The sequence below is a fragment of the Xanthomonas sp. WHRI 8932A genome (assembly GCF_035012785.1).
In the GTDB taxonomy this organism is placed as follows: Bacteria; Pseudomonadota; Gammaproteobacteria; order Xanthomonadales; family Xanthomonadaceae; genus Xanthomonas.
Window position 1 is genome coordinate 325,949 of record NZ_JAYGQQ010000003.1, and the last position, 26,325, is coordinate 352,273.

A 26,325-nucleotide genomic window follows, 5' to 3' on the forward strand; every position below is an offset into this window, starting at 1 on the left:
GTAGCGCAGTCGCCGGGTGAGTGCTGATGGCGCGCTCAGCAATGGAGTGCGTGCGCTCAGTCCCGCTGCTGGTAGGCGACACTCTCCTGTTCGGCAAGCAACTGCCGCAGCTGCGCAGCCGAGGCGCGTGGCATCGGTTTTTCGTCCAGCTGCGACAGCGGCGCCTGGCGCAGGGCGTCGTAGGGCAGCACGGTCAGGTCGAAGGTCAGTTCCTCGGCACTGAACAGCCAGACCGGGAAGTCGCCGTTACGCTCGCGGTCCAGTCGCAGACGGCGCGTGCGCGCTTCGGCAGGGACGCGGTGTTCTTCCAGAAACCGCTGCACCGCGTCCGGGTCGTCGCTGTGCAGCTGCAGTTGTACCGGGGCGTTCGCATCGGCGGTGCCATCCAGGACCGGACCGGTCAGCCGCGGCTGGAATGGGCGGAGAAAATCCAGCGCACGCAAGGCGGCTTCGCGGCGTTGACGCAACCGCGCTGCGTGGTCTGGCCCGGCGAACAGGCGCTGGTATTCGCGCAGTGCGTCTTCGATCTCGCGATTGCGCGGCAGCGATGCGTCGTCATGGATGCCGAGCCGGCTGGCAGCCTTGAGCTTGGCCTGGTGGAAATCGCGGATACCACCTTCTGCCATCAATCTGGCGGCCTCGTGGGCGAGCCGATGACGGCGTTCTCGGGTGCGCGTATCGGCGTGTTGGCGTGCGTGATGCATGACCGGGCTCCCCTGATGAACCTGAGTTCGACTCTACAACAGCCGCATGAAAACGTGGCGAATGCTTCCCGGCCACTTCGAGGAAGCGATCGCGTAGGAGCGCGATGCCGATACTTTGCGTGTCGGAGGGCACGGCCGCAGCTTCGGGAGGAGCGCATCAACCGGTGAGATGCAGGCGCTGCCCCGCCGGCAACCAGGTCAGCAGCGAGTCGCGATGGTGCGTGGTCGAACAGCTGCTGGGCTTGCCGGCTCGCGCAAAAGGTCGGTCCGGGCAGTGCGTTGGCGACCGGGCTGGTGCGTAGCAAGGGACAGAGAGTCGCGTCGCCGGCTATGTCCGCCCAGCCAGGGCTGGTCAGTAAGCAGCGCGTCGCGCCCGGCTCCAGCGCCACCCAAGGGTGACTCGTGCAGTTGCCAAAAAGCGCGCCCAAAAAAATGGGGAACCGGACAGCCACGCCGTCACGATTCCCCACTCACGATTCCCGATTCCGGCCGTCAGAAGATATCGAAAGCCTTCTCGTCCTGCTGTTCCTGCAGGCCGTAGTCGTAATCCTGCAGACGATCCAGATCCTCGTTCTTCACCCATTCAACCGCACCATTGATGGTGGCCTGGGTCATGCCCTCGGGCGGGTCGTTGGCGGCGATCGGCTTGTCCTTCAATGCCACGCGCATGTAGTCGATCCAGATCGGCAGTGCGGCCTTGCCGCCGTACTCGCGATAGCCCAACGAACGGAAGTCGTCGCGGCCCACCCACACGGTGGTGGCGTACGGGCCGCCGAAGCCGGAGAACCAGGCATCGCGGTGATCGTTGGTCGAGCCGGTCTTGCCGCCCACGTCTTCGCGTCCCAGCACTTTGGCCGCCGTGCCGGTGCCACGCTGGACTACGTCGCGCATCATCGACACCAGCTGGTAAGCGGTGCGCGCATCGATGGCGCGCGGCGCGATCTTGGTTTCGGCGATTGCCGCTGGCGCGGTTTCTGCTGGCGTCGGTGCTGCATCGGCAGCCGGAGCCGCGGGCGGCGTGGCCGGCGCCTGGGCGCCGAAGTTGAACCCGTCCACTACCTGGCTCACCGGCGCGGCGGTGCCGCCCTGCAACGCGCAGGTGCGGCAGGCCACCGCGGGCACTTCCTTGAACACCACATTGCCGTCGCGGTCTTTCACCTCATCCACGATCCAGGTGTCCACGCGCGATCCACCATTGGCGAACACTGCGTAGCCGCGCGCCACCGACAGCGGCGTCAGCGACGCGGTGCCCAGCGACATCGACAGGTTGGGCGGCAACTCGGCTTCCTGGAAACCGAACTGGCTGATGTATTTACGTGCAAAATCGACGCCGATCGCATCCAGCAGGCGCACCGATACCAGATTGCGCGATTGCACCAGCGCTTCGCGCAGCCGCATCGGGCCGCGGAAGCCGCCGCCGTCGTTCTGCGGCGACCAGGTCTTGCCGCGACGATCGCGGAACACCACCGGCGCATCCAGCACGATCGAGGCCGGGTTGAAGCCCTTCTCGAACGCCGAGGCATACACGAACGGCTTGAAGCTGGAACCTGGCTGGCGCCGCGCCTGGGTGGCGCGATTGAACTTGTTGCCGGCAAAGCTGAAGCCGCCGACCAGGGCGCGCAGTGCGCCGCTGTTGGCATCCAGCGACACCAGCGCCGCCTGGCCGCGCGGCAGCTGGTCGATGATCCATTCGCCGTCCTTCTCGCCGGCACGGATGCGGGTCAGGTCGCCGCGCGTCAGCAACTTGGCCGGAGTCTTGTTGGTCCAGCGGCTGGCGCTGGCCGGCAGGGTCAGCTCGGTCTTGTCGCTCTGCACGACGGTGACGCCGCCGTCGGCATTGGTGCGCGCCACGATCACTGCGCGCAGGCCACCCTGAGTAAACACGCCCGACAGATGCTTGGCCAATGCCGGCGCATCCGCATCGGCGGCAACATCGAAATGCTGCTCCACACCGTGCCAGCCGTGGCGGTGGTCGTACAGTCGCAGGCCTTCGCTGATCGCAGCATCGGCACCGGTCTGCAAGGTGGAATCGATGGTGGTGGTGACGTGGTAACCCTTGTTGAGCACATCGCCGCCGTACTTGGCGATCATCTCCTGGCGCACCAGCTCGGCCACATACGGGGCGTACACCTCGACAGGCGGCTCGTGCGGCTTGGCGTGCATCGGCACCGCCTTGGCGGCGTCGGACTCTGCCTGGGTCACGAAGCCCAGGTCGGCCATGCGCTGCAGCACGTAGTAGTCGCGGCGTTCGCGCGCGCGCTCGGGGTTGCTGATCGGGTTGCCGCTGGACGGGAACTTGGGGATGCCGGCCAGCGACGCCATCTCGTCCAGGCTCAACTCGCTCATCTTCTTGCCGTAGTAGTACTCGGCGGCGGCACCGACGCCATAGGCGCGGTTGCCGAAGAAGCTCTTGTTGAGATACAGCTCGAAGATCTCGTCCTTGCTCAGCTCGCTCTCGATCTTGCGCGCCAGCAGGATCTCGGCCAGCTTGCGGGTGTAGCTATATTCGGAACTGAGGAAGAACTGCCGCGCCACCTGCTGAGTGATGGTCGAGCCGCCCGGCACGCGCTTGGCGTCGGTGCTGGCCAGCAGCCACACCGCGCGGGCGATGCCCTTGTAGTCCACGCCCCCGTGTTCGTAGAAGCGCGCGTCCTCGGTCGCCAGGAAGGCCTGCTTCAAGCGCAGCGGCACGTCCTTCATCTGGATCGGGTAGCGCCGGGTCTCGCCATAGACGGCCATCAGCCGGCCGTCGCTGGAATAGACGTACATCGGCTCCTGCAGCTCGACCTGCTTGAGCGACTGCACGTCCGGCAACTTCGAAGAAATGGCGTAATACAGGCCGCCGGCAGCAATAGCGCCGAGCAGTGCGAGCACAACGAGCGTGGCCAGGATCCAGCCCAGCCAACGGCGAATACGGGGCATGTAAGAGAGATTCCGATTGCAGATTTCTTGGCCACAGAGTATAGATGACGCCGAGTTTGGCTGGGGCCGAACTCTGGGGATCGCAGAAGACAGCACTGGGGTCACGTTCGCGAGGTCATTGCCTGGCGCGTGAAGGGCTTGTCAACTGTTAAAATTTGATTATTAATACGAGGGCGCAGACATGCGTCCAAGTGCCCGTCGGCAGGGGAGTTACCGTGGGGCTTTTACCCAAGAGTCAGTCGCCACTCATTGGTGTCGACATTAGTTCTACTGCCGTGAAGCTCTTGCAGCTATCGCGCAGCGGGAACCGTTATCGCGTGGAACATTACGCGGTGGAACCATTGCCGCCGAATGCGGTGGTGGAAAAGAACATCGTCGAAGTGGAGGCGGTGGGCGAAGCCATCCGCCGCGCCATCAACCGCTCCGGCAGCAAGGCCAAGAATGCCGCTGCGGCCGTGGCCGGGTCGGCGGTGATCACCAAGTTGATCCCGATGCCGGCCGACCTGGACGACAGCGATCTGGAGGCCCAGGTCGAACTGGAAGCCACCAATTACATTCCGTACCCGATCGAGGAAGTGAATCTCGACTTCGAGGTGCTCGGCCCGATGCCCAACAGCCCGGACATGGTCCAGGTGCTGCTGGCCGCCTCGCGCTCGGAGAATGTGGAGCTGCGCCAATCGGCGCTGGAACTCGGTGGTCTGACCGCCAAGGTGATGGACGTGGAGGCCTTCGCGGTCGAAAACGCCTTTGCCCTGGTCGCCAGCGAACTGCCGGTGGCCGCCGATGCGGTGGTGGCCCTGGTCGACATCGGCGCCACCATGACCACGCTGAGCGTGCTGCGCTCTGGCCGTAGCCTTTACAGCCGCGAACAGGTGTTCGGCGGCAAGCAGCTCACCGACGAAGTGATGCGCCGCTATGGCCTGACCTACGAAGAGGCCGGCCTGGCCAAGCGTCAGGGCGGGTTGCCGGAGAGCTACGAGGTCGAAGTGCTGGAGCCGTTCAAGGAAGCGACGGTGCAGCAGATCAGCCGTTTGCTGCAGTTCTTCTATGCGGGCAGCGAGTTCAATCGCGTCGACTGCATCGTGCTGGCTGGCGGTTGCGCCGCGCTGTCGCGCCTGCCGGAGATGGTGGAAGAGCAGTTGGGCGTGACCACCGTGGTCGCCAACCCGCTCGCGCAGATGACGCTGGGTCCGAAGGTTCAGGCCCACGCGCTGGCGCTGGATGCGCCTGCATTGATGATCGCCACCGGCCTGGCCCTGAGGAGCTTTGACTGATGGCAAGAATCAATCTATTGCCCTGGCGCGCCGAGCGCCGGAAGGCGCGCGAGCGTGAGTTCTATTCGATGCTCGGCTTTGCCGCGCTCGGTGGCGTGCTGCTGTCGCTACTCATCTGGTTCTACTACGACGGGCAGATCAGTGGGCAGACCGAGCGCAATGCGTTCCTGACCGCCGAGATCGACAAGGTCAAGGCGCAGAACGAAGAGATCAAGGAGCTCGACAAGAAAAAGGACCGTCTGCTCGCCCGCAAGAAAGTCATCGAGGAACTGCAGGCCAATCGCTCGCAGATGGTGCATCTGTTCGATTCGCTGGTCCGCACCATTCCCGATGGCGTGGCGCTGACCAACATCAAGCAGGACGGCGACATCCTGACCCTGGAAGGTCGCTCGCAGTCCAATGCGCGCGTCAGTGCGTACATGCGCAATCTGGAAGGCTCGGGCTGGATGACCAATCCGGACCTGTCGATCATCGAGGCCAAGAGCCAGGACAAGGCGGCCGGCCAGCCTGCGGCTTCGTCGATGGACACCAAGGCGTTGCCGTACGTGTTCACGCTGAAGGTCAAGCTAGCCAATCCGAACGAGACTGACAAGAACGGCGCCGCGCCCGCGGTGGTGGATCCGGCTGCGCCGGGTACTGCCGCACCAGGTGCAACGCCGGCCGGTACGACGCCTGCTGCTCCGGCAGCGGCGCCTGCGCCAGCAACGCCGCCGAGCGCACCTGCAGCTGCACCGCAGGCAGCGCCGGCGCCTGCCAATCGGCCGCAGGAGGGGGCGGCGTCATGAGTAAGAAATCATTCAAGCTCAGCGATCTGGACTTCAACAACATCGGCGGTTGGCCGCAGCAGGCGCGCATCGTGTTCTGTGTGCTGGTCGGCCTGTTCATCATGGTGTTGGCCTGGTTCCTGTTGATCAGCAGCAAACGCGACGAACTGGAAGGACTGGAAGGCACCGAATCCGCGCTGCGTACGGAGTTCGAGACCCAACAGGGGCGTGCGGTGAATCTGGAACCGCTCAAGCAGCAGCTCGCGCAGATGGAACAGGTGCTGCAGCAGATGCTGCGTCAGCTGCCCAGCAAGACCGAAATGCCGGATCTGATCATTGACATCTCGCAGACCGCGCTATCCAGCGGCCTGTCGAACGAGTTGTTCCAGCCTGGTCCGGAATCGCCGAAGGAGTTCTACGCCGAGAAGCCGATCGCTCTGCGCATGGTGGGCAGCTACCACCAGTTCGGTGCCTTCGTCAGCGGCGTGGCCTCGCTGCCGCGCGTGGTGATCCTGACCATGCACGACATCAACCTCAAGCCCAGGGATGCCAAGGCCGGCATCACGCCGCGCGGTGCACTGGAGCTGTCCGGCACGGTCAAGACCTATCGTTATCTGGACGATGAGGAAATGGCCGTGCAGGAGAAGGCTGCGGCCGACGCTGCGAAGAAGGGCGGCCAATGACCATGAAATTGCTCAAGATATTGTCCTGCGTGGCGCTAATTGCAGTAGTGCCGGCGTGTACGCGTGGCGTGACCAGCACGCCCGGCGATGCGCCGAATCTAGATGCCTGGGTGGCCGAAGTGCGTGCGCGTCCTGCGCCACCGCTGGAGCCGCTGCCGGTGATGCAGCAGTTCGAGACATTCGAATACGCAGCACAAGTGATGCGCGACCCGTTCAGCGATGCGTGGGTGACTGCGGAAGGCAGCAATGGCACGCGGCCCGATCCGAACCGGCGCAAGGAACCGTTGGAAGCCTTCCCGCTCGACGCCCTCGACATGGTGGGGACCATTGGAGGCGGCTCGGGTCTGATCGCGCTGGTGATGGCACCGGACAAGGTGACGTACCGGGTGCGGCCGGGTGTGTATCTGGGACAGAGCGATGGCCGGGTAACCGGGGTCTACGAAGACCGCATCGAGCTGATTGAACTTGTGCCGGACGGTGCGGGTGGATGGCTTGAACGGCCGGCCGCGCTCGCATTGGATGATCAATAAAGTGATAGGGGATAGCACGATGACGTTTTCCAATGCACAGCGGCTGCGTCCGGTTCGACGCCACGCGATGCTCCAGGCTTGCGCGTTGGGATTAGCGCTGGCGCTGGCCAGTGGCAGCTCGTTCGCAGCCGCCGCGCTGACCCAGCCTGCGCAGGATCCGGCCAAGACCGCTCCGGCGAGCCTGACGGTGTCCAAGATCGATTTCAAACGCGGCGAAGATGGCGCTGGCCGTCTGATCCTGAAGTTCGACGGTCAGGGCGCCAGCCCGGACCTGCGCACCCAGGGCGACAGCGTGCTGGTGGATATCAGCAACGCCAAGCTTCCGCCGGAACTGCAGCGCCCCCTCAACGTCACCGACTTTGCAACGCCGGTGCAGCGGGTGGAGGTCAAGCCGTCTGGCTCGGGTTCGCAATTGGTGCTGTCGACCAAGGGTGCATTCGACTCGCTGGCCTATCAGACCGGTAACGAGTACGTGGTCGAGATCACCCCGCGCAAGGGCCAGCCGGCCGTCGGCGGCGTGAGCTCGGCAGCGGTGACCCAGGCCGCCGCGCAGATTGCAGCGCGCGGCTACAGCGGTCGCCCGGTGACGTTCAACTTCCAGGACGTGCCGGTGCGCACCGTGCTGCAGCTGATCGCCGAGGAATCCAATCTCAACATCGTCGCCTCCGACACCGTGCAGGGCAATGTCACGCTGCGCTTGATGAACGTGCCGTGGGATCAGGCGCTGGACATCGTGCTGCGGGCCAAGGGCCTGGACAAGCGCCGCGACGGTGGTGTGGTGTGGGGCGCCCCGCAGCCGGAGCTGGCCAAGTTCGAGCAGGACAAGGAAGACGCCCGCATCGCGATCGAAAACCGCGAGGATTTGATCACCGACTACGTGCAGATCAATTACCACAATGCTGCTGTGATCTTTAAAGCGCTGACCGAGGCGAAGGGCATTGGTGGTGGTGGTGGTGGTGGCGGTCAGGGCGGACAAGGCGGTGCAGGTCAGCAGGACAACGGTTTCCTCTCGCCACGCGGCCGTTTGGTGGCCGATGAGCGCACCAATACGCTGATGATTAGCGATATTCCGAAGAAGGTCGCGCAGATGCGCGAGTTGATCTCGCATATTGATCGTCCAGTAGACCAGGTGTTGATCGAGAGCCGTATCGTCATTGCAACCGACACGTTTGCGCGTGACTTGGGTGCGCGTTTTGGTATCACGGGAGCTACTGGTCGAGGGATTTTGAGTGGTTCGCTAGGAAGTAATGTTAATTTCCAGAACACTTCTGCCCAGCGCGCCAATGAACTTCTCAACACTGGCACTAGTACGACCCTGGCCTCGCATCTGTTCCCGTCCGGGCTGAATGTGGACCTTGGCGCCAGCGGTTTTACTAATAGCCGGGCGGCTGGTCTGGCGTACACCCTGCTGGGCTCTAATTTCAATCTTGACCTCGAACTTTCCGCAATGCAGGAAGAGGGGCGCGGTGAAGTTGTCTCCAATCCGCGGATTGTGACTGCGAATCAGCGAGAAGGTGTCATCAAACAAGGGCGTGAAATTGGCTATGTGACGATCAGCGGTGGCGGCGCGGCAGGTTCTGCTGCGCAGGCCAATGTGCAGTTCAAAGAAGTGCTGCTTGAGTTGAAAGTTACGCCAACCATCACCAACGACAATCGCGTTTTCTTGAATATGAATGTCAAGAAGGACGAGGTGGCGCGGTTCATTATTTTGGAAGGCTACGGAACTGTGCCTGAAATCAATCGTCGAGAAGTCAACACGGCCGTGTTGGTTGGCGATGGTGAGACGGTGGTTATCGGCGGCGTTTACGAGTTTACCGATCGGGAAAGCGTCTCCAAAGTTCCATTCCTGGGTGATATTCCCTTTCTTGGAAATTTGTTCAAGAAACGCGGTCGTAGTAAGGAGAAAGCGGAGCTCCTGGTATTTGTGACGCCGAAGGTATTGCGTGTTGCAAGCGCGAATCCGTAAGTTGGACTGATCTGGAAAAAGGCCGCGCAAGCGGCCTTTTTCGTACGCGAATAAATGGATGTCGTTAGTGAAGATGAAGATGCGAAGTGCCCTCATCTAATGAGTTCGGAATCGATTCGGAACTTGGCGACATGGGCTGTGGATATCGCCAGTCATCAAAGTAAAATATCCGTATTGCGAGTGAGTTGTCTTGTGCTCATAGGTCATTGGTCCTCGAAGAGTTGGCAGAACTTATGCAGAGGCTAGTGCAGAGACTAGTGCAGCGTTCTGAAAGCTTCGGTCTTCGTGACACAGGGCAAAGGTTCGTCACTCACTGAACCTCTCGCCATCGGCAAGTGAACCAATCGCGTTCGAATCGGTCACACTGGTCCTATGAACGCACCGCCGCTATTGCCCCCCGAAGCCGCTGCCGCGCCCGCCGAGGACCGGCTGCATCGTCAATTCACTTCTCTGCGCGAGTCATTGGCGCAGCGCATCGTCGGTCAGTCTGCGCTGGTCGAGCGGCTGCTGATCGCCTTGCTGGCCGATGGCCATTTGCTGGTCGAGGGCGCGCCCGGGCTGGCCAAAACCACCGCGATCCGTGCGCTGGCCTCGCGACTGGAAGCCGACTTCGCGCGGGTGCAGTTCACTCCGGACCTGCTGCCCTCCGATCTGACCGGTACCGAGATCTGGCGTCCGCAGGACAGCCGTTTCGAGTTCATGCCAGGGCCGATCTTCCATCCCATCCTGCTGGCCGACGAGATCAATCGCGCGCCCGCCAAAGTGCAGTCTGCGTTGCTGGAAGCGATGGGGGAGCGACAGGTGACGGTCGGTCGCCATACCTATGCGCTGCCGCAGCTGTTCCTGGTGATGGCGACGCAGAACCCGATCGAGCAGGAAGGTACGTTCCCGTTGCCCGAGGCGCAGCTGGATCGGTTCCTGATGCATGTGCGCATCGGTTATCCACAGGCCGACGCGGAGGCGGAAATCCTGCGTCTGGCACGCGAAGCGGCGCGCGACACGCTGGAAAAGCACGAGACCGTGCCGGACAAGATTCCGCTGGAAGACGTCTTTGCCGCACGACGTGTGGTGCTGGATGTGCATCTGGCGCCACAGCTCGAGCGCTATCTGATCGAAATCGTGCTGGCCTCGCGTGATCCGCAACGTTACGACCCTGCATTGGCGCGGCGAATTGCCTGGGGCGCGAGCCCGCGCGGCTCGATTGCGCTGGAGCGCTGTGCGCGTGCGCGTGCGTGGCTGGCCGGGCGCGACTACGTGACCCCGGACGACATTCGCGCCATTGCGCCGGACGTGCTGCGCCACCGCGTGTTGCCCAGTTACGAGGCCACCGCGGAAGGCTGGGATGGCGAACGCCTGGTCGCTGCGTTGCTGGACAAGATTCCGCTGCCCTGATCGGGCAGCGGGTTGCCGAGGGATGCCGCCCTCTCGCCCGACTCCGATGTCTTCGATGCCGTCTTCCTCCCCCGCCAATCCTGCCTCGTCCGTTGCCGGCGATGGCTTGCGCCCGAGCCTTGCCGAGTTGATCGCATTGCGCGGCACTGCGTTGCATCGCGGGCAGCCGGGGCGTGGCCGACACGGGCTGGTGGGGCCAGTGCCGGCCGCCACCCGCGGGCGTGGGATGGAGTACGCCGAGTCGCGCGAATATGTCGCCGGTGACGATGCGCGGCATATCGATTGGCGCGTCACCGCACGGACCGGGCGTGCGCATACCAAATTGTTTCAAGCCGAGCGCGAACGCTTGAGTCTGATCGTTGCCGATACCTCGCCTGCGCTCTTCTTCGGGACGCGGGTGCGCTACAAGTCGGTGCAGGCGGCGCGCGCTGGCGCGGTGGCAGCATGGCTGGCGCAGCGGCAGGGCGACCGGATTGCCGCGTTGCGCGGTACCGCCAGCGAAGCACCGATTGCACCTCGGTCGGGTCAGCGCGGTGTGCTGCCGGTGCTGGATGCATTGGCGCGCTGGTATGCGCAGCCGCCGTCTGGCGATGCCGGGCTGGAGGTTGCGTTGGACCATGCTGCGCGCCTGCTGCGTCCTGGTGCGCGCCTGACGGTGCTGGCCGATGCGCGAAGTGCCAGCAAGATTTCTGCGGCGCGCTGGTCTGGTCTGGCGTTGCATCACGAGGTGGTGGTGATCGTGCTGGTCGATCCCCTGGAACTGTCGCCGCCGGCGCGGGCGCTGAGCTTCGATGTGCGAGGCGAGCGCATTGCGGTGGACCTCGGAAGCCAGGCCGCGCGCGCGCGCTGGCAGGCTGAGTTCGTCGCGCCGCTGGAACAGTTGGCCACGACGCTGCGATCGCGTGGCGTGCGCTTGCATCGCCTGTCTACCGACGATGCCAGCGATGCGTGGTTGAGCGGCAGTACGCTGATGCGGGGCGCATGACGATGGCACCGCAATCGCTTCCGCTGCGCGATGTCCATCTGCCGCCGTCGCCATCGTGGTGGCCGCTGGCGCCGGGGTGGTGGCTGGTGATCGCTGCGCTCGTGCTGGTGCTGGCCAGTGCGTGGTTCTGGTGGTGGCGCCGTCGTCGGCAGCAGCGCGGCTGGTTGGCTGCCTTCGATGCCGAGCTGCAGCGTGCGACAACGCCCGCGCAGCGCCTGGCCACCTTGTCGACGCTGTTGCGCCGCGCGGCGCGCACGGTGGATGCGCAGGCCGACCGCTTGCAGGGTGATGCGTGGCTGCAATTTCTGGACGGGCGCAAGAGCAAGACCCAGGCGTTTTCGCAGGGGCCAGGGCGGGCCTTGCTCGAAGGTGGGTTTCAACGCGCACCGGCAGTGACCGATCTGGATGCCGTGCAGGCGTTGGCGCGGCAACGTTTCTTGCGGTTGATGCGGGGCCAGCGATGAACTGGCTGCAGTGGTCGCAATGGCAGGACGCGTTGGCGCATTGCGCGTGGCCATGGGCGTGGTGGTTGATGCCGCTGCCGCTGCTGATGTGGTTCTGGCCGCAGCGCCGTGCCGACACAGCCGCGCTACGTGTGCCGTATGCCGATCAATTGCATGCAGTCGCCCAGGCACGGCGCGTGCCCGCCTTGCGCATGCCGCGCTGGCTGGCATGGCTGGGCTGGTTTCTGTTGTGCGCCGCGCTGGCGCGTCCGCAGCAATTGGGTGAGGTGATCCAGCCGCCGCGCGAGGCGCGGCAGATGATGCTGGCGGTGGATCTGTCCGGCAGCATGAGCGAGCCGGACATGGTGCTCGGCGGCAATGTGGTCGACCGCCTTACCGCCGCCAAGGCGGTGTTGTCGGACTTTCTGGATCGGCGCGACGGCGATCGCGTCGGCCTGCTGGTCTTCGGCCAGCGCGCCTATGCGCTCACACCGCTCACTGCCGACCTGACCTCCGTACGCGACCAGCTGGCCGACAGCGTGGTGGGGCTGGCCGGGCGCGAGACCGCCATCGGCGATGCGATCGCGTTGTCGGTCAAACGGCTGCGCGAACAGAAACAGGGCCAGCGCGTGGTGGTGTTGCTCACCGATGGCGTCAATACCGCCGGTGTGCTCAATCCGTTGAAGGCGGCCGAACTCGCCAAGGCAGAGGGCGTGCGTGTGCACACCATCGCTTTCGGCGGCAGCGGCGGTTATTCGTTGTTCGGTGTGCCGATTCCGGCCGGCGGCAACGACGATATCGATGAGGCGGGCTTGCGCAAGATTGCCGAGCAGACCGGCGGGCGCTTCTTCCGCGCCCGCGATACCGAAGAGTTGGCTGGCATCTATGCCGAGCTGGATCGACTGGAGCCGGTCAAGGCGGTCGGCCCATCCGTGCAGCCGCGCGTGGAACGCTATTACTGGCCACTGGGCGCAGCCATGCTGATTGCCTTGCTTGCTTACGTACTGCCGCGGAGATGGCGATGAACGCGCTGTCTGAAGGACTGGCCGCACTGCATCTGCTGCGCCCGGATTGGCTGTGGGCGCTGTTGCTGATCGTGCCGGCAGCGCTGCTGTGGCACCTGCGTCGACGCAGCGCCAATGTGTGGCGCCACAGCGTGGACGCGCATCTGTTGCCGGCCTTGTTGGTTGCCGGTGGCCGGCGGGGCTGGTGGGGCTTCGTGCTGGCCGCGCTGACCTATGCGCTTGCGGTGGTGGCGATGAGCGGGCCGAGCTGGCGGCAGATCGAGCGCCCGGTGTTTCAATCGAGTATGCCGTTGGTGGTGGTGCTGGATCTGTCGTCCAGTAGCAATGCGACCGATCTGCCGCCATCGCGCCTGCTGCAGGCCCGCGCCAAACTGGCCACGCTGCTGCGCAAGCGCGCTGGCGGCGACGTGGCGCTGCTGGTCTACGCCGGCGAAAGCTTTACCGTTGCGCCATTGACCGAAGACGCTGCCAACGTGGCGCTGTTTCTGGATGCGTTGTCGCCATCGGTGATGCCGGTGGACGGCAAACGTGCCGACAGGGCCATCGATGCAGCCGCCCGGCTGTTGCAGCAGGCGGGCTTCAAACAGGGCGATATCCTGCTGGTCAGCGATAGTGCCGACGGCTCGGCGGAAAGCGCCGCACGCACCGCACGCGCAGGTGGGTTCCATGTTTCCGCACTCGGCGTAGGCAGTCCACGTGGCGCCGCCTACCGCACCGGCAGCGGCGAGATCGCGCAGGCAAAACTGGATGAGGCAAGCCTGCGCGATCTGGCCGGGCAGGGCGGCGGGCGCTATGCGCGCATCGCGCCGGACGACGCTGATCTGCAAGCACTGGGGGTGCTCGATCCCGCGCAACAGCCGCTGGCCGATGAAACCTCAGAAGCCAACGGTGGCAAGACCTGGCTCGACGAAGGCTACTGGCTGGTGCTGCCGGTGATGCTGTTTTCGCTGTTGGCGTTTCGACGCCGCGCAGTCGTGGCGATGGTCGCGTTGATGTGCGTGTTGCCGCTGGCGCAGCCTGCACAGGCGGCCGACGGCACCTTGTGGCAGCGCGCTGATCAGGTGCAGCAGCAGCGCCTGGATGCCGGCGTGCAGGCGTACCGCAAGGGTGATTTTGCCGCTGCGCAAAAGGCATTCGAAAGCGTGCCGACCGACGAGGGGCTTTACAACCTGGGCAATGCGCTGGCGCGACAAGGCCAGTACGACGAGGCGATTGCAGCCTACGATCGTGCGCTCAAGCAGCATCCCAAGCAGGCCGATGCGATCGCCAATCGCGCGGCGGTCGATGCAGCGCGCAAGCGCCAGCAGCAGAACGACAAGGATGGCAAAGGCCAGTCCAAGGATCAGAACCAGTCGGGCAAGAACAAGCCCGGTCAGGATCCGTCCGGGCAAGACCAGCAGAACGCTAGAAACGCCGGCAAAGATGGGCAGAACACCCCAGGTGAGCAAGGCAAGCAGGACGGCAAGGATCCACCGTCCGACGCGCAGACACCGCAGGACGGCAAGTCGCAGCAGCAACCCTCCAAGGACGGCAAGGGCGAGCAAAGCAAGCAAGACACGCCACCGCAATCGGCCGATGCAAAGGCGCAGCAGCAGGCCGACGAGGCGCAGCGTCGCAAGATGCAGCAAGCCATGGCGCAGGCCGGCGACAAGGGCGCCGATGCGAAAGGCAAGCCGGAGGCCGCGATGGCAAGCGAGACAGCGGAGCAGCGCGAGCAACGTCAGGCAGTGGATGCGTGGTTACGGCGGGTGCCGGACGATCCGGGCAGCCTGCTGCGCACCAAATTCAGGCTGGAATACGAACGCAGACAACGGGACGGACGATGATCGGCACACACCACTTGCGCCGCGGTGCGATCGGCATGCTGGCGAGCATGATGTTGTTCGTTTGCACACCGGTGGGTGCGGTCACCCGCGCTTGGCTGGACCGCGACAGCGCCAATGCCGGCGATGTGGTCATGCTGAATATCGAAACCGATCAGCGCGGCGTCGATCCGGATTACACGCCGTTGCGCAACGATTTTGCGCTGGGCGCCAAGAGCGCCAATCAGCAGATGCAGGTGACCAATGGGTCGGTGACGGTGCGCGCGTTATTCGGCGTGGTGTTGACGCCGCGCAAGAGCGGCGAGTTGATCGTGCCTGCGATCCGGGTCGGCAACGAACGCACCGAGCCACTGCGACTGCAGGTGGTGGCCTCGGCAAACGATCCGGCGAGCAATAGCACTGGAAATCGCGGTGGTGGTGGCAGCGCCGCTGCCAGCGGGCCAAGCGAGGCGCAGGGCAATGAAGAGGTCTTCGTCCAGACGCAGGTGGACGACCCGCAGCCCTACGTGCAGCAAAGTGTGGGCGTGGTGGTGCGGTTGTACTTCGCCAATCAGCTGGCCTCTGGCGAGCTCGATCTGGAAGCGCCCGATGGCGCATCGCTGCAACGCATCGGCGATGACGTCAGTTCGGTCAAGCTGGTCAACGGACGGCAGTACAACGTGGTGGAGCGGCGCTATCTGCTGGTGCCCGAGCGCAGCGGCCGCTTGCTGTTGCCGTCGGCGCGCTTCAATGGCCGCTCGGCGGGCGGTTTCTTCGATGATTATTTCGGTCGTGGCAATGGCGAACTGAGTGCGCGCAGTGCCAGCATTCCGCTGCAGGTGCGTGCGCAGCCGGCCGCTGCGCCGCAGCCATGGCTGCCGCTGCGTAGCCTGCAGTTGCGTTATACGGCCACGCCGCAACGCGCAACCGCCGGGGAAGCGACGCAGTTCGTGGTGGAAGCGAGCGCGCGTGGCGCCACCCAGGCACAGTTCCCCGAGTTGCCCACGCCGAGCGTGCCCGATGCGCAGGTGTTCGCCGAGCCGCCGCAATACGAAGAACGTTTTGTGGACGGCTCGCCGCAGCTGCGGCTGACCCGTCGCTATTCGATCGTGCCCAACCGCGCCGGCCCGTTGGTCGTGCCCGGTCTGCAGGTGGCGTGGTGGGACGTCGGAGCGGGCGCGGCAAAGACGGCCTCGGTGCCGGATCTGACCTTGGATGTGGCCGCGGGGAGTGGCGCTTTCGCGGCGCCTGCGCCTGCGCCCGCCGCAAACCCGTCGAGCACTGCCGCAGCGCCTGCGCCCACGGCTGGCACGCTGAGTTTGCAGCCACCACCGCCCGCGCAACGGCCATGGGGCTGGATCGCTGCCGCGCTGGGTTTTGCGTTGCTATGGGTCATTACGCTGGTGTGGGCGTTGTTGCGTAAGCGCGGTGGCTTGCACAGTGCTCCCAGTGCCAACGGCAGCGATGCGCCCGCGCCTGGCCGGCGCGTGACGCATGGCGTGGCCGAGTTGCGCCGCGCGCTGGATAGCGGTGGCATGGACGATGTGGCTACCGTGCTGTGCGGCATGGCGGGCGTGGCCGATATCGACAGCGTGCTGGCGGCGCTGGCGGATCCTGCCCAACGCGCTGCGGTGGCACGCATGCAGCGCGCCCGCTGGGGCGGCGATGGCGATGTGGCGGGCGCGCGGTCGGCATTGCGCGAGGCCTTTGCCAAGGGACCACGCTGGCGGCACGCGAGCGCTGCAGAACCTGAGGTGCTGGCGCCGTTGTATCCGCCAGCGACTTGATCGCCTGCGCTGTATCGGTGGCGGCCGACAGGTCATGAAGCGGCGCCTTAGTTGTGCATCGCTTTGGCTCTCAGAGCAGTTAACAACGCGTGTGCAGTCGTCAGTCGGTGGGGCTGGCGCTCTGAACTCAGGTCTCATTCGGACACTTCGGTTCTAAGCGCATCGTCGACGCATGTACCTGAAAATTGCTTGCTACGTTTTGTTTGCAGCTCCTGGTTCCTGCGATCAGCTGCGTTGCCGAAAACAAGGCGTTGCGGCTGCGATTTGGCTGCGAGGCCCTTGCCCGCCCACCATCGCGGGACACGCTGCAAGTACGTCCTTGTAAACTCTTACGCGGCATCCATGCCGCGTAAGGTCCCGCGACGGTGAGCGGGCAAGGGCCGGTTACGATGGTCGGTGTGCATGGGCGAGCAATGCGTAAGTTCGCTCTGCGATCCATGGCGCTCGCTAGCGCTACCTTTTTGCGCCTACGTTTGTTGAAGTCGATAACGCAGTTGCTTGCATCGGCAAGCTAGCGTGCCACGCGCTGCGATCAGCTTTTTCAGGCAAACACCGATCAACGTCATGGTGCGGTGTCCTCGCCGCTTGCGGGACCGTGTGGCGGCATGGATGCCGCCACCGAGCCTCCAAGGACGGATTTACGGCGTGTCCCGGAAGTGGTGAGGGCACCGCGCCCTCGACCCGCTTGGCTTTAGAAGAGTCATCCGGCCTCAAAGCTCAAGGCCTCAGCCGCAGTGAAATGAGTTGATACCAAGCCCAAAGTCCCAGGCCCCGGCGCCAACCGCCAACCGCAATGGCAGCCTGCATCGACACTAGCATCCAAGCGCGAGCATTCGACAAAGCAACCCACGAGCGCGTGCTGCAGTACAAGCGCGTGCTGCAGTAAGGGAATCGCTTCCTGATTCAAGCCGAGCCGGTCACTGGCCGGACCTGCCAGGCCTTGCGCGCGATGGTTGTGTTGCCGTCGCAACGCTCGCAGCAACTGCCCTTGAGAGGTACACCTACCCTCGGGCAGGTGCAGCGCGGCGTGGCTGCCTCGATGGCGTTTGTTAAGCTCCGGCCTTTGTGTCCAGATCAAGGCCCACCAGATGACTGCATCCCCAGCCGCACGCCGCCCGGGCCTGCCCCTGCATTGGAAGATGGGCATTGGGTTCGCCGTCGGCCTATTGCTGGGTCTGGCCGTCTACTATCTGGCCGGCAGCGATGCCGAGTGGGTGCGCCTGGCGACCAAGTACGTGACTACGCCGTTCTCGCAGATCTTCCTCAATTTGATCTTCATGCTGATCGTGCCGCTGTTGTTTTCGGCGCTGGTGATGGGCATCTCCGAGATGGGCGACATCCGCGCGCTGGGCCGCGTGGGCTGGCGCACGCTGGGCTACACCGTCGTTCTGTCCGGCATCGCGGTGCTGCTCGGCCTGGTGCTGGTCAATGTGCTCAAGCCCGGTGCGGGCGTGGACCCGCAGCTGGCCAATCAGCTGATCCAGGAAAACGCCGAACGCACCCGCGAGATCATCTCCAGCTCCGGCACCCAGCCGCAGGGCATGGATATGCTGTTGTCGATCGTGCCCAACAACGTGGTCGCGGCCGCCTCGAGCAATGGCGCGATCCTGTCGCTGATGTTCTTTGCGGTGATGTTCGGCGTCGGCATGGTGCTGACTGCCGACGAAAAGGTCGCCACGCTCAAGCGCGGCATCGAAGGCATCTTCGAAATTTCGATGACCTTGATCGGGTTGGTGATCCGTCTGGCCCCTTATGCGGTGGCCTGCTTCATGTTCAACCTGGCCGCGCTGTTCGGGTTCGATCTGCTGATCCGCCTGGGCGCTTACGTGGGCGTGGTGGTGTTGGCGTTGGGCCTGCACATGGTGGTCAGCTACGGGCTGGCGGTGAAGTTTGCCGGGCGCTCGCCGCTGGGCTTCTTCAAGCAGACCCAGGAGGCCACGATGATGGCGTTCTCCACCGCCTCCAGTAACGCAACCCTGCCCACCGCCCTGCGCGTGGCCGATGAAATGGGCCTGCCGCCGCGCGTGTCGCGCTTTGTGCTCACCGTCGGCGCCACCGCAAACCAGAACGGCACCGCGCTGTTCGAGGGCGTCACGGTGATCTTCCTGGCGCAGTTCTTCAATGTCGACCTGAGCATCGGCCAGCAGTTCATGGTGATGCTGGTCTGCATCCTGGGCGGGATCGGCACCGCCGGCGTGCCGTCGGGCTCGCTGCCGGTAGTGGCGCTGATCTGCGCCATGGTTGGTGTCAACCCGGTCGGCATCGGCATGATCCTGGGCGTGAACCATTTCCTGGACATGTGCCGCACCGCACTCAATGTCACTGGCGATCTGGCGTTGACGACCCTGGTGGCCAAGGGCGAGGAATAGGGAATCGGGAATCGGGAATCGGGAATCGGTAAGAGCGGGCTGGTGCGATCGGTACGGGTGATGTGAGGTTCTGTCGCAGCGGTGGCTGCGGTGCGAGCGGCGTTAGCCGCCAAGCTGCAACACTGCATCCGATTCCCCATTCTCAATTCTCCATTCCCGCACCCCCCAATCCCGGCCCCGCTAACACGCTCTGTGGGAGAATAGGCGTCTCCGCTTCCAGCGGTGTTCCCCTCCGCTTCCATAGACGCCCATGACCCAGCCCACCCGCCGCCAGCTGGCCAACGCCATCCGTTTTCTTGCCGCAGATGCGGTCGAAGCCGCCAAGTCTGGCCATCCCGGCATGCCCATGGGCATGGCCGATATCGCCGAAGTGCTGTGGAACGATTATTTCCGGCACAACCCGAACAACCCGCAGTGGTTCAACCGCGACCGCTTCGTGCTGTCCAACGGCCACGGCTCGATGCTGCAGTACGCACTGCTGCACCTGACCGGCTACGACCTGCCGATCGAGCAGCTCAAGCAGTTCCGCCAGTTACACAGCAAGACCGCTGGCCACCCCGAGCGCAGCGAAACCCCCGGCGTGGAGACCACCACCGGTCCGCTGGGGCAGGGGTTCGCCAATGCAGTGGGCTTTGCGCTGGCCGAGAAGTTGCTGGCGCAGCGCTACAACCGCCCGGAGCTGCAGATCGTCGACCACCGGACCTGGGTGTTCATGGGCGATGGTTGCCTGATGGAAGGCATCTCGCACGAAGCCGCCTCGCTGGCCGGTACCTGGGGCCTGGGCAAGCTGGTCGCGTTCTGGGACAACAACCATATCTCCATCGACGGCAACACCGATGGCTGGTTCAACGACAACACACCGGCACGTTTCGAAGCGTACGGCTGGCACGTGATCCGCGATGTGGACGGGCATGATGCCGACAAGATCAAGGCGGCGATTGAAGCGGCGCTGGAAAACAGCGACAAGCCAACCCTGATTTGCTGCCGCACCAAAATTGGCTTCGGTGCGCCCACCAAGGCTGGCAAGGAATCCTCGCACGGCGCGCCGCTGGGCAAGGAAGAGCTGGAAGGTGCCCGCAAGGCGCTGGAATGGCCGTATGGTCCGTTCGAAATTCCCGAAGAAATCTACGCCGGCTGGCGCGCAGGTGGCACTGGCACGCTGCGTCAGGCCGAGTGGGAGCAGTTGTTCGACAAGTACGGCAAGCAGTACGCGGCCGAAGCTGCCGAACTGACCCGTCGCTCGCACGCCGAGCTGCCGGCCGACTTCATCGCCCAGGCCGATGCCTACATCGCCAAGGCACAGGAAGACGGCCAGACCATCGCCTCGCGCAAGGCCTCGCAGCTGGCGATCGAAGCGTTTGCGCCGTTGCTGCCCGAATTGATCGGCGGTTCGGCCGATCTGGCGCATTCCAATCTGACCCTGTGGAAGGCCAGCAAGTCGGTGGCCACCGATGACCCGGATGCCAACTACGTGTATTACGGCGTGCGCGAGTTCGGCATGACCGCCATTGCCAATGGTCTGGCGCTGCATGGCGGCTTCATTCCGTTCGACGCGACCTTCCTGGTGTTCAGCGACTATGCGCGTAATGGCGTGCGCATGAGCGCGTTGAATCCGGCGCATGCCATCCACGTGTACACGCACGACTCGATCGGCCTGGGCGAAGACGGCCCGACCCATCAGCCCGTGGAGCACTTGGCGTCGCTGCGCTACATCCCCAACAACGATGTATGGCGCCCGGGCGATGCGGTGGAATCGGCGGTGAGCTGGAAGGCCGCAATCACCCGTAAGGACGGCCCGAGCTGCCTGATCTTCAGCCGCCAGAATCTGCAGCACCAGCCGCGCAGCGCCGAGCAGATCAAGCTGATCGAACGCGGTGGCTACGTGCTGGCCGATGCCGAAGGCGGCACGCCGGACGTGATCCTGATCGGTACCGGTTCGGAAGTGGGCCTGGCGGTGGAAGCCAAGAAGACGCTGGATGCGGCCGGTTTGAAGACACGCGTGGTGTCGATGCCGTCCACCGATGTGTTCGATCGCCAGGATGCGGAGTATCGCGAATCGGTGTTGCCCAATGCAGTGCGCAAGCGCGTGGCGGTGGAAGCGGGTGTGACCGGCTTCTGGCGCAAGTATGTCGGCCTGGATGGCGATGTGGTCGGTATCGACACCTTCGGCGCCTCGGCACCGGCCGATCAGCTGTATGCGTACTTCAAGATCACCGCCGAGCACGTGGTGCAGGCGGCGAAGGCGCTGTAACCGCGCAGCGTTGCGGATAAGAAAAACGCCGGCCAATGCCGGCGTTTTTTGTTGTGGCTGCCAGTGACGTCATCGTTGGATGCGCGCATTGCTGCCGAATCGTTTGCGGCTCCCGGCCCTTGTGATGGTGAGAAGGCGCAATGCTTAGGTGGCAGGTGTGCGTTGCAGAACGCGTCTGCGCGTGGGGCAAGCAGTCGCGGCATGCCGGTGATGCAAGAGTGCTGCACCACGCAGCACCAGGCCGCCGGATGGCTGTGCAGTAGTGGCGTCTGCCGCTCCTAGCGCGCGTGCTTCGCCAGCGTCTCTGCACGAATCCGTTCCAGTACCTTCAACTGCGCGTCCATCATGGTCGGGTTGGGGTCGTGCCCGGTGCGCGGTAGCGGCAAAAACGCCTTGCTTGGGGCAGAAATCGCATCGAAATAGGCTTTGCTGACCTCTGCTGGCGTGACCAGGTCCTGGTCGCCCTGCAACAGATAGACCGGCATGGCGAAGCGGGTTCCCAGTGTGCGCAGATCGATGCCCGGGCCCATGCCGTCGCCGTGTAGACCGACAAACTGCAGGAACGAATAATCCTCTCCTGCCTCGTAAGCGGCGCGGTATTCCGGCGTGTCGTAGTCCGGCGCAAAGGTGAACCAGCCCGCGGGCGCAGGCTCGGTCTGCAGCGCTTCGTAGGTGCGTGTCAGGCGCCGCAGGATGCCGAAGTTGCGCGGGTTGGTCCACGGCGGAGGGCCTATCTTTTCCAGTTTGCCGATGGCCTCCGTATCGCTGGCCGCGCGCGCCAGCTGCAGTGTCTTTGCGTAACTCGCCGCCATATCGTCCTGGTAGTTGGCCAGTTGCGCGGTGCCGACATAGGCCTGAAACAGGTCCGGTTGCGCCATGGCGATATTGACCGCCAGCGCCGACCCCCACGAGCCACCCATGAGGATCAAGGTGCGCTTGCCCAGCCGTTGCGCGGCATAGCGGGCGATCGCCACGCCATCGTCGGTCAGCCGTTGCACGGTCAACGTTTCGTCATCGGCCGGCGTGCTGGCAGCGTAGGTCTTGCCTGCGCCGCGCTGATCCCATTGCACGATGGTGAAGTGTTGCGTCCAGCTGCCGAACAACTGCTGTGCAAAGGGCGTATTGGGGTTGCCCGGCCCGCCGTGCACGATCAGCACGACCGGATTGCGGCAATCCTGCCCGTCGATGGTGACCCATTGCGCGATGCCGCCGATCTGCACAAGGCCGGATTCCGTAACACTGGTGCCCGGCTGCCGGCAGGCAGCGCTCACTGCGACTTCTTCCGCGTGTGCGTCGACGACAGCAAAGGCGCAAAGCAGCAACAGCGCGCCACTCTTCCAAGTCTTCTTCATGCGATCCCTCGTGGTGCTGCGTGTTTGCGCTATGCAAAGCCAGTCCTGCGGCGCTCATCCGAGTATCACCGCAGCGTGAGTTCTGCTGCAATGCAGATCGCAGTAGTGCGCGATCTATCGGTTGATCGCTGGTACTCGCTGGTACCTACACGCCACTACGCTGATCAGTTTGCGACTCGCGTGGGGCTGGGATCTGCGATGGCCGGGCGATGCAGGCGCAGGTGTCAGCGGTGGCGATGGTCGTGCTGACCAGGCCGTTGTGATCGCGCTCCCTATGTTCTCGCCAGTGGGCACCGCTTTCGCACGCTAGCGCTGCAGCCAGTTCAGTGCGCCGATGTGTCCGTGCTGCATGCGAGCGACGCCTTGATGCGCTGTCCGCTTGGCCGAGCAGCGTGTACCGGTCGAGGCCGCTGGCAGGCGCAAAACCTTGCTGTGGCGTTCGCTTGGGCCGGCCTTTCTGCCGGCCGACCCTGACGCCGCCTATTTAAAATGTGAATCATTCCCATTAAAATGTTGCACTGCCGCGGTTTCGCGGTGCGTCCTCCCCCCTGTATACCGCCGCCTTCGCGTGGCGGCTTGCCCTCGACTGTCTGCGCCGGAGCTGTAATGAATCGTCTTACCGTAATGCGTCTTCTTCTCATTGGGCCGCGCCCGCGCGCGCTGTCGCATGCGGTGTTTGCCGCGCTGTGCACAGTGTCGGCAGGTCAGGCCATGGCCGAAACGCCGGCCGGCGATGCCGAGGTCACCACGCTGGACCGGCTCAACGTGCAGGGTGAGCTGGTCAAGGGCTATACGGTGGAAAAGACCACCGCCGGCACGCGCATGAACCTGTCGCTGCGCGAGATTCCGCAGTCGGTCAGCGTGATCACGCGCGACCGCATGGACGACCAGAACCTGCAGAGCATCACCGATGTGCTCAACAACGTCTCCGGCATCTCGGTAGCCCAAAGCGATAGCGAGCGGCTGGAGTTCTACGCGCGCGGTTTCTACATCGACAACTACCAGTTCGATGGCATTCCGGCGTACATGGAGCAGGCCTGGAGCTATGGCGATTCGGCGTTGGACGTGGCGTTGTACGACCGGGTGGAAGTGGTGCGTGGCGCCACCGGCCTGCTGACCGGCTCGGGCAATCCGTCGGCCTCGATCAATCTGGTGCGCAAGCATGCGGTGAGTCGCGACTTCACCGGTACCGTGTCGGTAGGCGGTGGCGACTTCAACAAGACCCGTAGCGTGGCCGATGTCACCGTGCCGCTGAGCCCCGAAGGCACCGTGCGCGCACGCGTGGTCGGCGTGTATCAGGACGGCGAATCGGATATGGATCGCTACAACCTGCGCAAGAAGATCGGCTCGGCGATCATCGATGCCGACCTCACCGACAGCACCTTGCTGAGCGTGGGCTACGAATACCAGAAGAAGGAATCCGACGACGTCACCTGGGGCGGCTTCCCGCTGTTCTACAGCGATGGCACCCGCACCAACTACGACCGCTCGTTCAATCCCGCCGCCGACTGGACGTTCTGGGACACGCGTCTGCAGCGTACCTTCGCCAGCCTGCAACAGAGCTTCGACAACGGTTGGACCCTCAAGGCCAATGTGAGCCACGAGAAGACCGAAGCGTCCAATCACCTGTTCTATCCGTTCTATACGATCTTCGGCTTCGACCGCGCCACCGGCGGTGGCGTGGTGCCGTATTCGGGCAACTACCAGACCGAGCGCAAGGCCGATGGCGCCGACGTCTACGCGGAAGGTCCGTTCCAGTTGTTTGGCCGCGAGCATCATCTGGTGGCCGGCGCCAGCTACAACCGCCGCGAGTACGTCAACAACGGCACCTTCGATTTCCCGGCGCCGCTGGACAGCTACCTCGGCTGGAACGGCGCGTATCCGGAACCCAACTGGAGCCCGCGCACGGTGCAGAGCGAAGGCACCATCAAGCAGAAGGCCGCCTACGTGGCCGCACGTTTTTCGCTGGCCGAGCCGCTGACGCTGCTGGTGGGCGCGCGCTATACCGATTGGCAAATCGATGGCGGCAACGCCGATGCGGCGCAGGGGCTGGTGCCGTTCTCCGATAGCCAGACCGAAGTCACCCCGTACGCCGGTCTGGTCTACGACATCGACGACGTATGGTCGACCTACGTCAGCTACACCGAAATCTTCAACCCGCAGACCTTGCGCGATGCCAACGGCGGCTACCTCGATCCTCTGAGCGGCAAGGGCTACGAAGCCGGCGTCAAAGCCGCCTGGTTCGACGACCAGCTCAATGCCTCGCTGGCGCTGTTCCGCATCGAGCAGGACAACCTGGGCGTGGCCACCGGCGGCTTTGTGCCGGGCAGCAGCGAGTCTGCTTATGAGGCGGCCAGTGGCGTGGTCAGCGAAGGTTTCGACTTCGAGCTGTCCGGCCGTCTGGCCACTGGCTGGAATGCGACCTTCGGTGCCTCGCACTACACCGCCCGCGATGACAGCGGCACGTCGATCAATACGCACCTGCCGCGCACCACCATCAAGTTATTCAACAGCTACACCCCGCAAGGTGCGTGGAGCGACCTGACCGTGGGCGGCGGTATCAATTGGCAGAACCGTTCGTACTACGTGGACCCGGTGTACGGCACGTTCCAGCAGAGTGCCTACACCCTGGTCAGCGCATTCGCACGCTACCGTCTGTCGCCGCAGTTCTCGGTGCAGCTCAACGTCGATAACCTGCTCGACAAGCGCTACTACGCGCAATTCAATGGCGGCTACGGCGCATGGGGCGCATCGCGCAACGGCATGCTGACCTTCAACTACGCGTTCTGATCGATGGCGACGTCAGCTGGTTTGACGTTCGATCCTGCTGAAGTGACACAGGCACCTGCAAGGGTGCCTGTGTTTTTTTGTGTGTCGGGTCGCTCTGTGCTGACGTATCGCGGAGCTTGCGGTGGCGGTGGAACAAATTCGCGCGGCATGCCGCAAAGGCTGTTTACAGCCGTTGCCAGGAATGCAGGGACAGCGCTGCAGGAGTGATGCGGGAGTTTCACGGTTCGATCGAAACGCAGCATCGTCTTCACGCGATCGCGATCGCAACTTCAATCGCAATCTCTCAAGGCAACAGCGGCTGCAACTGCGGCGCCATCACTTCGGCTACCCAGTCCATGAAGGCGCGTACACGCTGCGGCAGATGTCGGCGTTGCGCGTAGAGCAGCGTGACGGGCATCGGCTCGGGTGCCAGATCGGCCAGCACTTCGATCAGTGCGCCGCTGTCCAGGTGCGGGCGTAACGGGCTGGCTGGCGCCTGGATGATGCCCAGCCCCGCCAACGCAGCAGCCAGATACGCGTCGCCATTGTTGACCGTCACCGGGCCGCGCATGGGCAGCAGTTGGTAACGCTGCCCATCGTGATACTCGAAGCCGGGCGAGCGCTGCCCGAGCGTTGGCACGTAATGCACCAGATCGTGCTGCGCCAGATCGTCCAGGCACGTTGGCATGCCGCGGCGCGAAAGATACTCGGTGCTGGCGCAGCTGACGATGCGGAACGCGCCCAGCGGACGTGCGACCAGGCTGGTGTCTTCCAGCGTGCCCACACGCAGCACGCAGTCGAACCCCTCGCGCACCACATCCACTCGGCGGTCGGTGCCGCTGATTTCCACTTCCAGCTGTGGATGCCGTGCCAGAAACGCGGGCAACGCGGGGATCACGAAATGACGCGCGATGCCCGCCGACATGTCCACCCGCAGACGCCCGCGCAGCTGCCCATGCTCGCGCTGAAACATGCTGTGCAACTCGTCCATGTCGTCGAGCAGGTCGCGGCTGCGCTGATAGAACGCCGTGCCGTCGCCGGTGAGTTGCACACGCCGTGTGGTGCGATGCAAAAGCTGTGTGCCGAGAGATGCCTCCAGCCGCTGCACGGCGGTCGAGACACTGGCCTTGGGTAAGCCAAGGGTGTCGGCGGCGCGGGTGAAACTGCCCAGCTCGGCAACGCGCAGAAAGGCGCGCAACGATTCCATGGTGTCCATCGATTGGTCGATTATCTTGAACGGTGCAATCAGCGTGAGCCGATTTATGTAGCGCAGCAAGCGCAATAGCCTGGGCCATACCCACTACGGA

At 64.1% G+C, this 26,325-nt stretch carries 18 protein-coding genes; 14 read left to right on the forward strand and 4 right to left on the reverse strand.

Annotation, left to right across the window (positions count from 1 at the left end; genetic code table 11):
• Window positions 1–56: 56 nt before the first annotated feature.
• Both VC212_RS06525 and VC212_RS06530 read right to left on the reverse strand, forming a co-directional pair.
• Entirely contained in the window at window positions 57–704 is a 648-nt protein-coding gene (locus VC212_RS06525) for a hypothetical protein (protein WP_115528801.1), read from the reverse strand.
• 492 nt (window positions 705–1,196) lie between these two features.
• Complete coding sequence (locus VC212_RS06530; RefSeq protein ID WP_115560172.1) at window positions 1,197–3,722, reverse strand: penicillin-binding protein 1A; 2,526 nt, start codon at window positions 3,720–3,722, stop codon at window positions 1,197–1,199.
• A 119-nt stretch (window positions 3,723–3,841) separates the two neighbouring features.
• Here VC212_RS06530 and VC212_RS06535 point away from each other — a divergent pair, with 119 nt between their 5' ends.
• From VC212_RS06535 to tkt, 13 genes are all read left to right on the forward strand, one after another.
• Window positions 3,842–4,900, forward strand: coding sequence for a pilus assembly protein PilM (locus tag VC212_RS06535; protein WP_055848653.1), 1,059 nt, complete (start codon window positions 3,842–3,844; stop codon window positions 4,898–4,900).
• Window positions 4,900–5,685: a PilN domain-containing protein gene (locus VC212_RS06540; RefSeq protein WP_115528799.1), complete on the forward strand. Its 786-nt coding sequence runs from the start codon at window positions 4,900–4,902 to the stop codon at window positions 5,683–5,685. The genes VC212_RS06535 and VC212_RS06540 overlap by 1 nt, the downstream gene beginning before the upstream one ends.
• A complete protein-coding gene (locus VC212_RS06545) occupies window positions 5,682–6,347 on the forward strand; it encodes a type 4a pilus biogenesis protein PilO (RefSeq protein ID WP_115528798.1) in 666 nt (221 codons plus the stop codon). The genes VC212_RS06540 and VC212_RS06545 overlap by 4 nt, the downstream gene beginning before the upstream one ends.
• On the forward strand, window positions 6,344–6,877 hold the full coding sequence (locus VC212_RS06550; RefSeq protein ID WP_115528797.1) for a pilus assembly protein PilP: 534 nt from the start codon (window positions 6,344–6,346) through the stop codon (window positions 6,875–6,877). The genes VC212_RS06545 and VC212_RS06550 overlap by 4 nt, the downstream gene beginning before the upstream one ends.
• 19 nt (window positions 6,878–6,896) lie before the next feature.
• Window positions 6,897–8,843 carry a type IV pilus secretin PilQ family protein gene (locus tag VC212_RS06555; protein WP_323514641.1) on the forward strand — a complete coding sequence of 649 codons (1,947 nt, stop codon included), beginning with the start codon at window positions 6,897–6,899 and terminating at the stop codon, window positions 8,841–8,843.
• 372 nt (window positions 8,844–9,215) lie between these two features.
• Complete coding sequence (locus VC212_RS06560; protein ID WP_055848668.1) at window positions 9,216–10,235, forward strand: MoxR family ATPase; 1,020 nt, start codon at window positions 9,216–9,218, stop codon at window positions 10,233–10,235.
• Between the two features lie 22 nt (window positions 10,236–10,257).
• A complete protein-coding gene (locus tag VC212_RS06565) occupies window positions 10,258–11,220 on the forward strand; it encodes a DUF58 domain-containing protein (protein WP_323514640.1) in 963 nt (320 codons plus the stop codon).
• Window positions 11,221–11,222: 2 nt separating this feature from the next.
• Window positions 11,223–11,684: a DUF4381 domain-containing protein gene (locus VC212_RS06570; RefSeq protein WP_323514818.1), complete on the forward strand. Its 462-nt coding sequence runs from the start codon at window positions 11,223–11,225 to the stop codon at window positions 11,682–11,684.
• Window positions 11,681–12,688: a VWA domain-containing protein gene (locus tag VC212_RS06575; protein ID WP_115554488.1), complete on the forward strand. Its 1,008-nt coding sequence runs from the start codon at window positions 11,681–11,683 to the stop codon at window positions 12,686–12,688. The genes VC212_RS06570 and VC212_RS06575 overlap by 4 nt, the downstream gene beginning before the upstream one ends.
• A complete protein-coding gene (locus tag VC212_RS06580) occupies window positions 12,685–14,514 on the forward strand; it encodes a tetratricopeptide repeat protein (RefSeq protein WP_323514639.1) in 1,830 nt (609 codons plus the stop codon). The genes VC212_RS06575 and VC212_RS06580 overlap by 4 nt, the downstream gene beginning before the upstream one ends.
• Window positions 14,511–16,277, forward strand: a complete 1,767-nt coding sequence (locus VC212_RS06585; protein WP_323514638.1) for a BatD family protein — start codon at window positions 14,511–14,513, stop codon at window positions 16,275–16,277. Before VC212_RS06580 ends, VC212_RS06585 begins: the two co-directional genes overlap by 4 nt.
• A 1,088-nt stretch (window positions 16,278–17,365) precedes the next feature.
• Window positions 17,366–18,646 carry a dicarboxylate/amino acid:cation symporter gene (locus VC212_RS06590; protein ID WP_115513753.1) on the forward strand — a complete coding sequence of 427 codons (1,281 nt, stop codon included), beginning with the start codon at window positions 17,366–17,368 and terminating at the stop codon, window positions 18,644–18,646.
• A gap of 250 nt (window positions 18,647–18,896) precedes the next feature.
• A complete protein-coding gene (tkt, locus tag VC212_RS06595) occupies window positions 18,897–20,897 on the forward strand; it encodes a transketolase (protein WP_323514637.1) in 2,001 nt (666 codons plus the stop codon).
• 278 nt (window positions 20,898–21,175) lie between these two features.
• Here the strand turns inward: tkt and VC212_RS06600 are convergent, their stop codons facing one another.
• Window positions 21,176–22,249 carry an alpha/beta hydrolase gene (locus tag VC212_RS06600; RefSeq protein ID WP_323514636.1) on the reverse strand — a complete coding sequence of 358 codons (1,074 nt, stop codon included), beginning with the start codon at window positions 22,247–22,249 and terminating at the stop codon, window positions 21,176–21,178.
• Between the two features lie 606 nt (window positions 22,250–22,855).
• On the opposite strand from VC212_RS06600, the gene fhuE reads away from it, so the two are divergent.
• Window positions 22,856–25,039 carry a ferric-rhodotorulic acid/ferric-coprogen receptor FhuE gene (gene fhuE, locus VC212_RS06605; RefSeq protein ID WP_323514635.1) on the forward strand — a complete coding sequence of 728 codons (2,184 nt, stop codon included), beginning with the start codon at window positions 22,856–22,858 and terminating at the stop codon, window positions 25,037–25,039.
• A 283-nt stretch (window positions 25,040–25,322) separates the two neighbouring features.
• Here fhuE and VC212_RS06610 read toward each other — a convergent pair whose 3' ends face one another.
• Entirely contained in the window at window positions 25,323–26,300 is a 978-nt protein-coding gene (locus tag VC212_RS06610; protein WP_323514634.1) for a LysR family transcriptional regulator, read from the reverse strand.
• Between the last annotated feature and the right edge of the window lie 25 nt (window positions 26,301–26,325).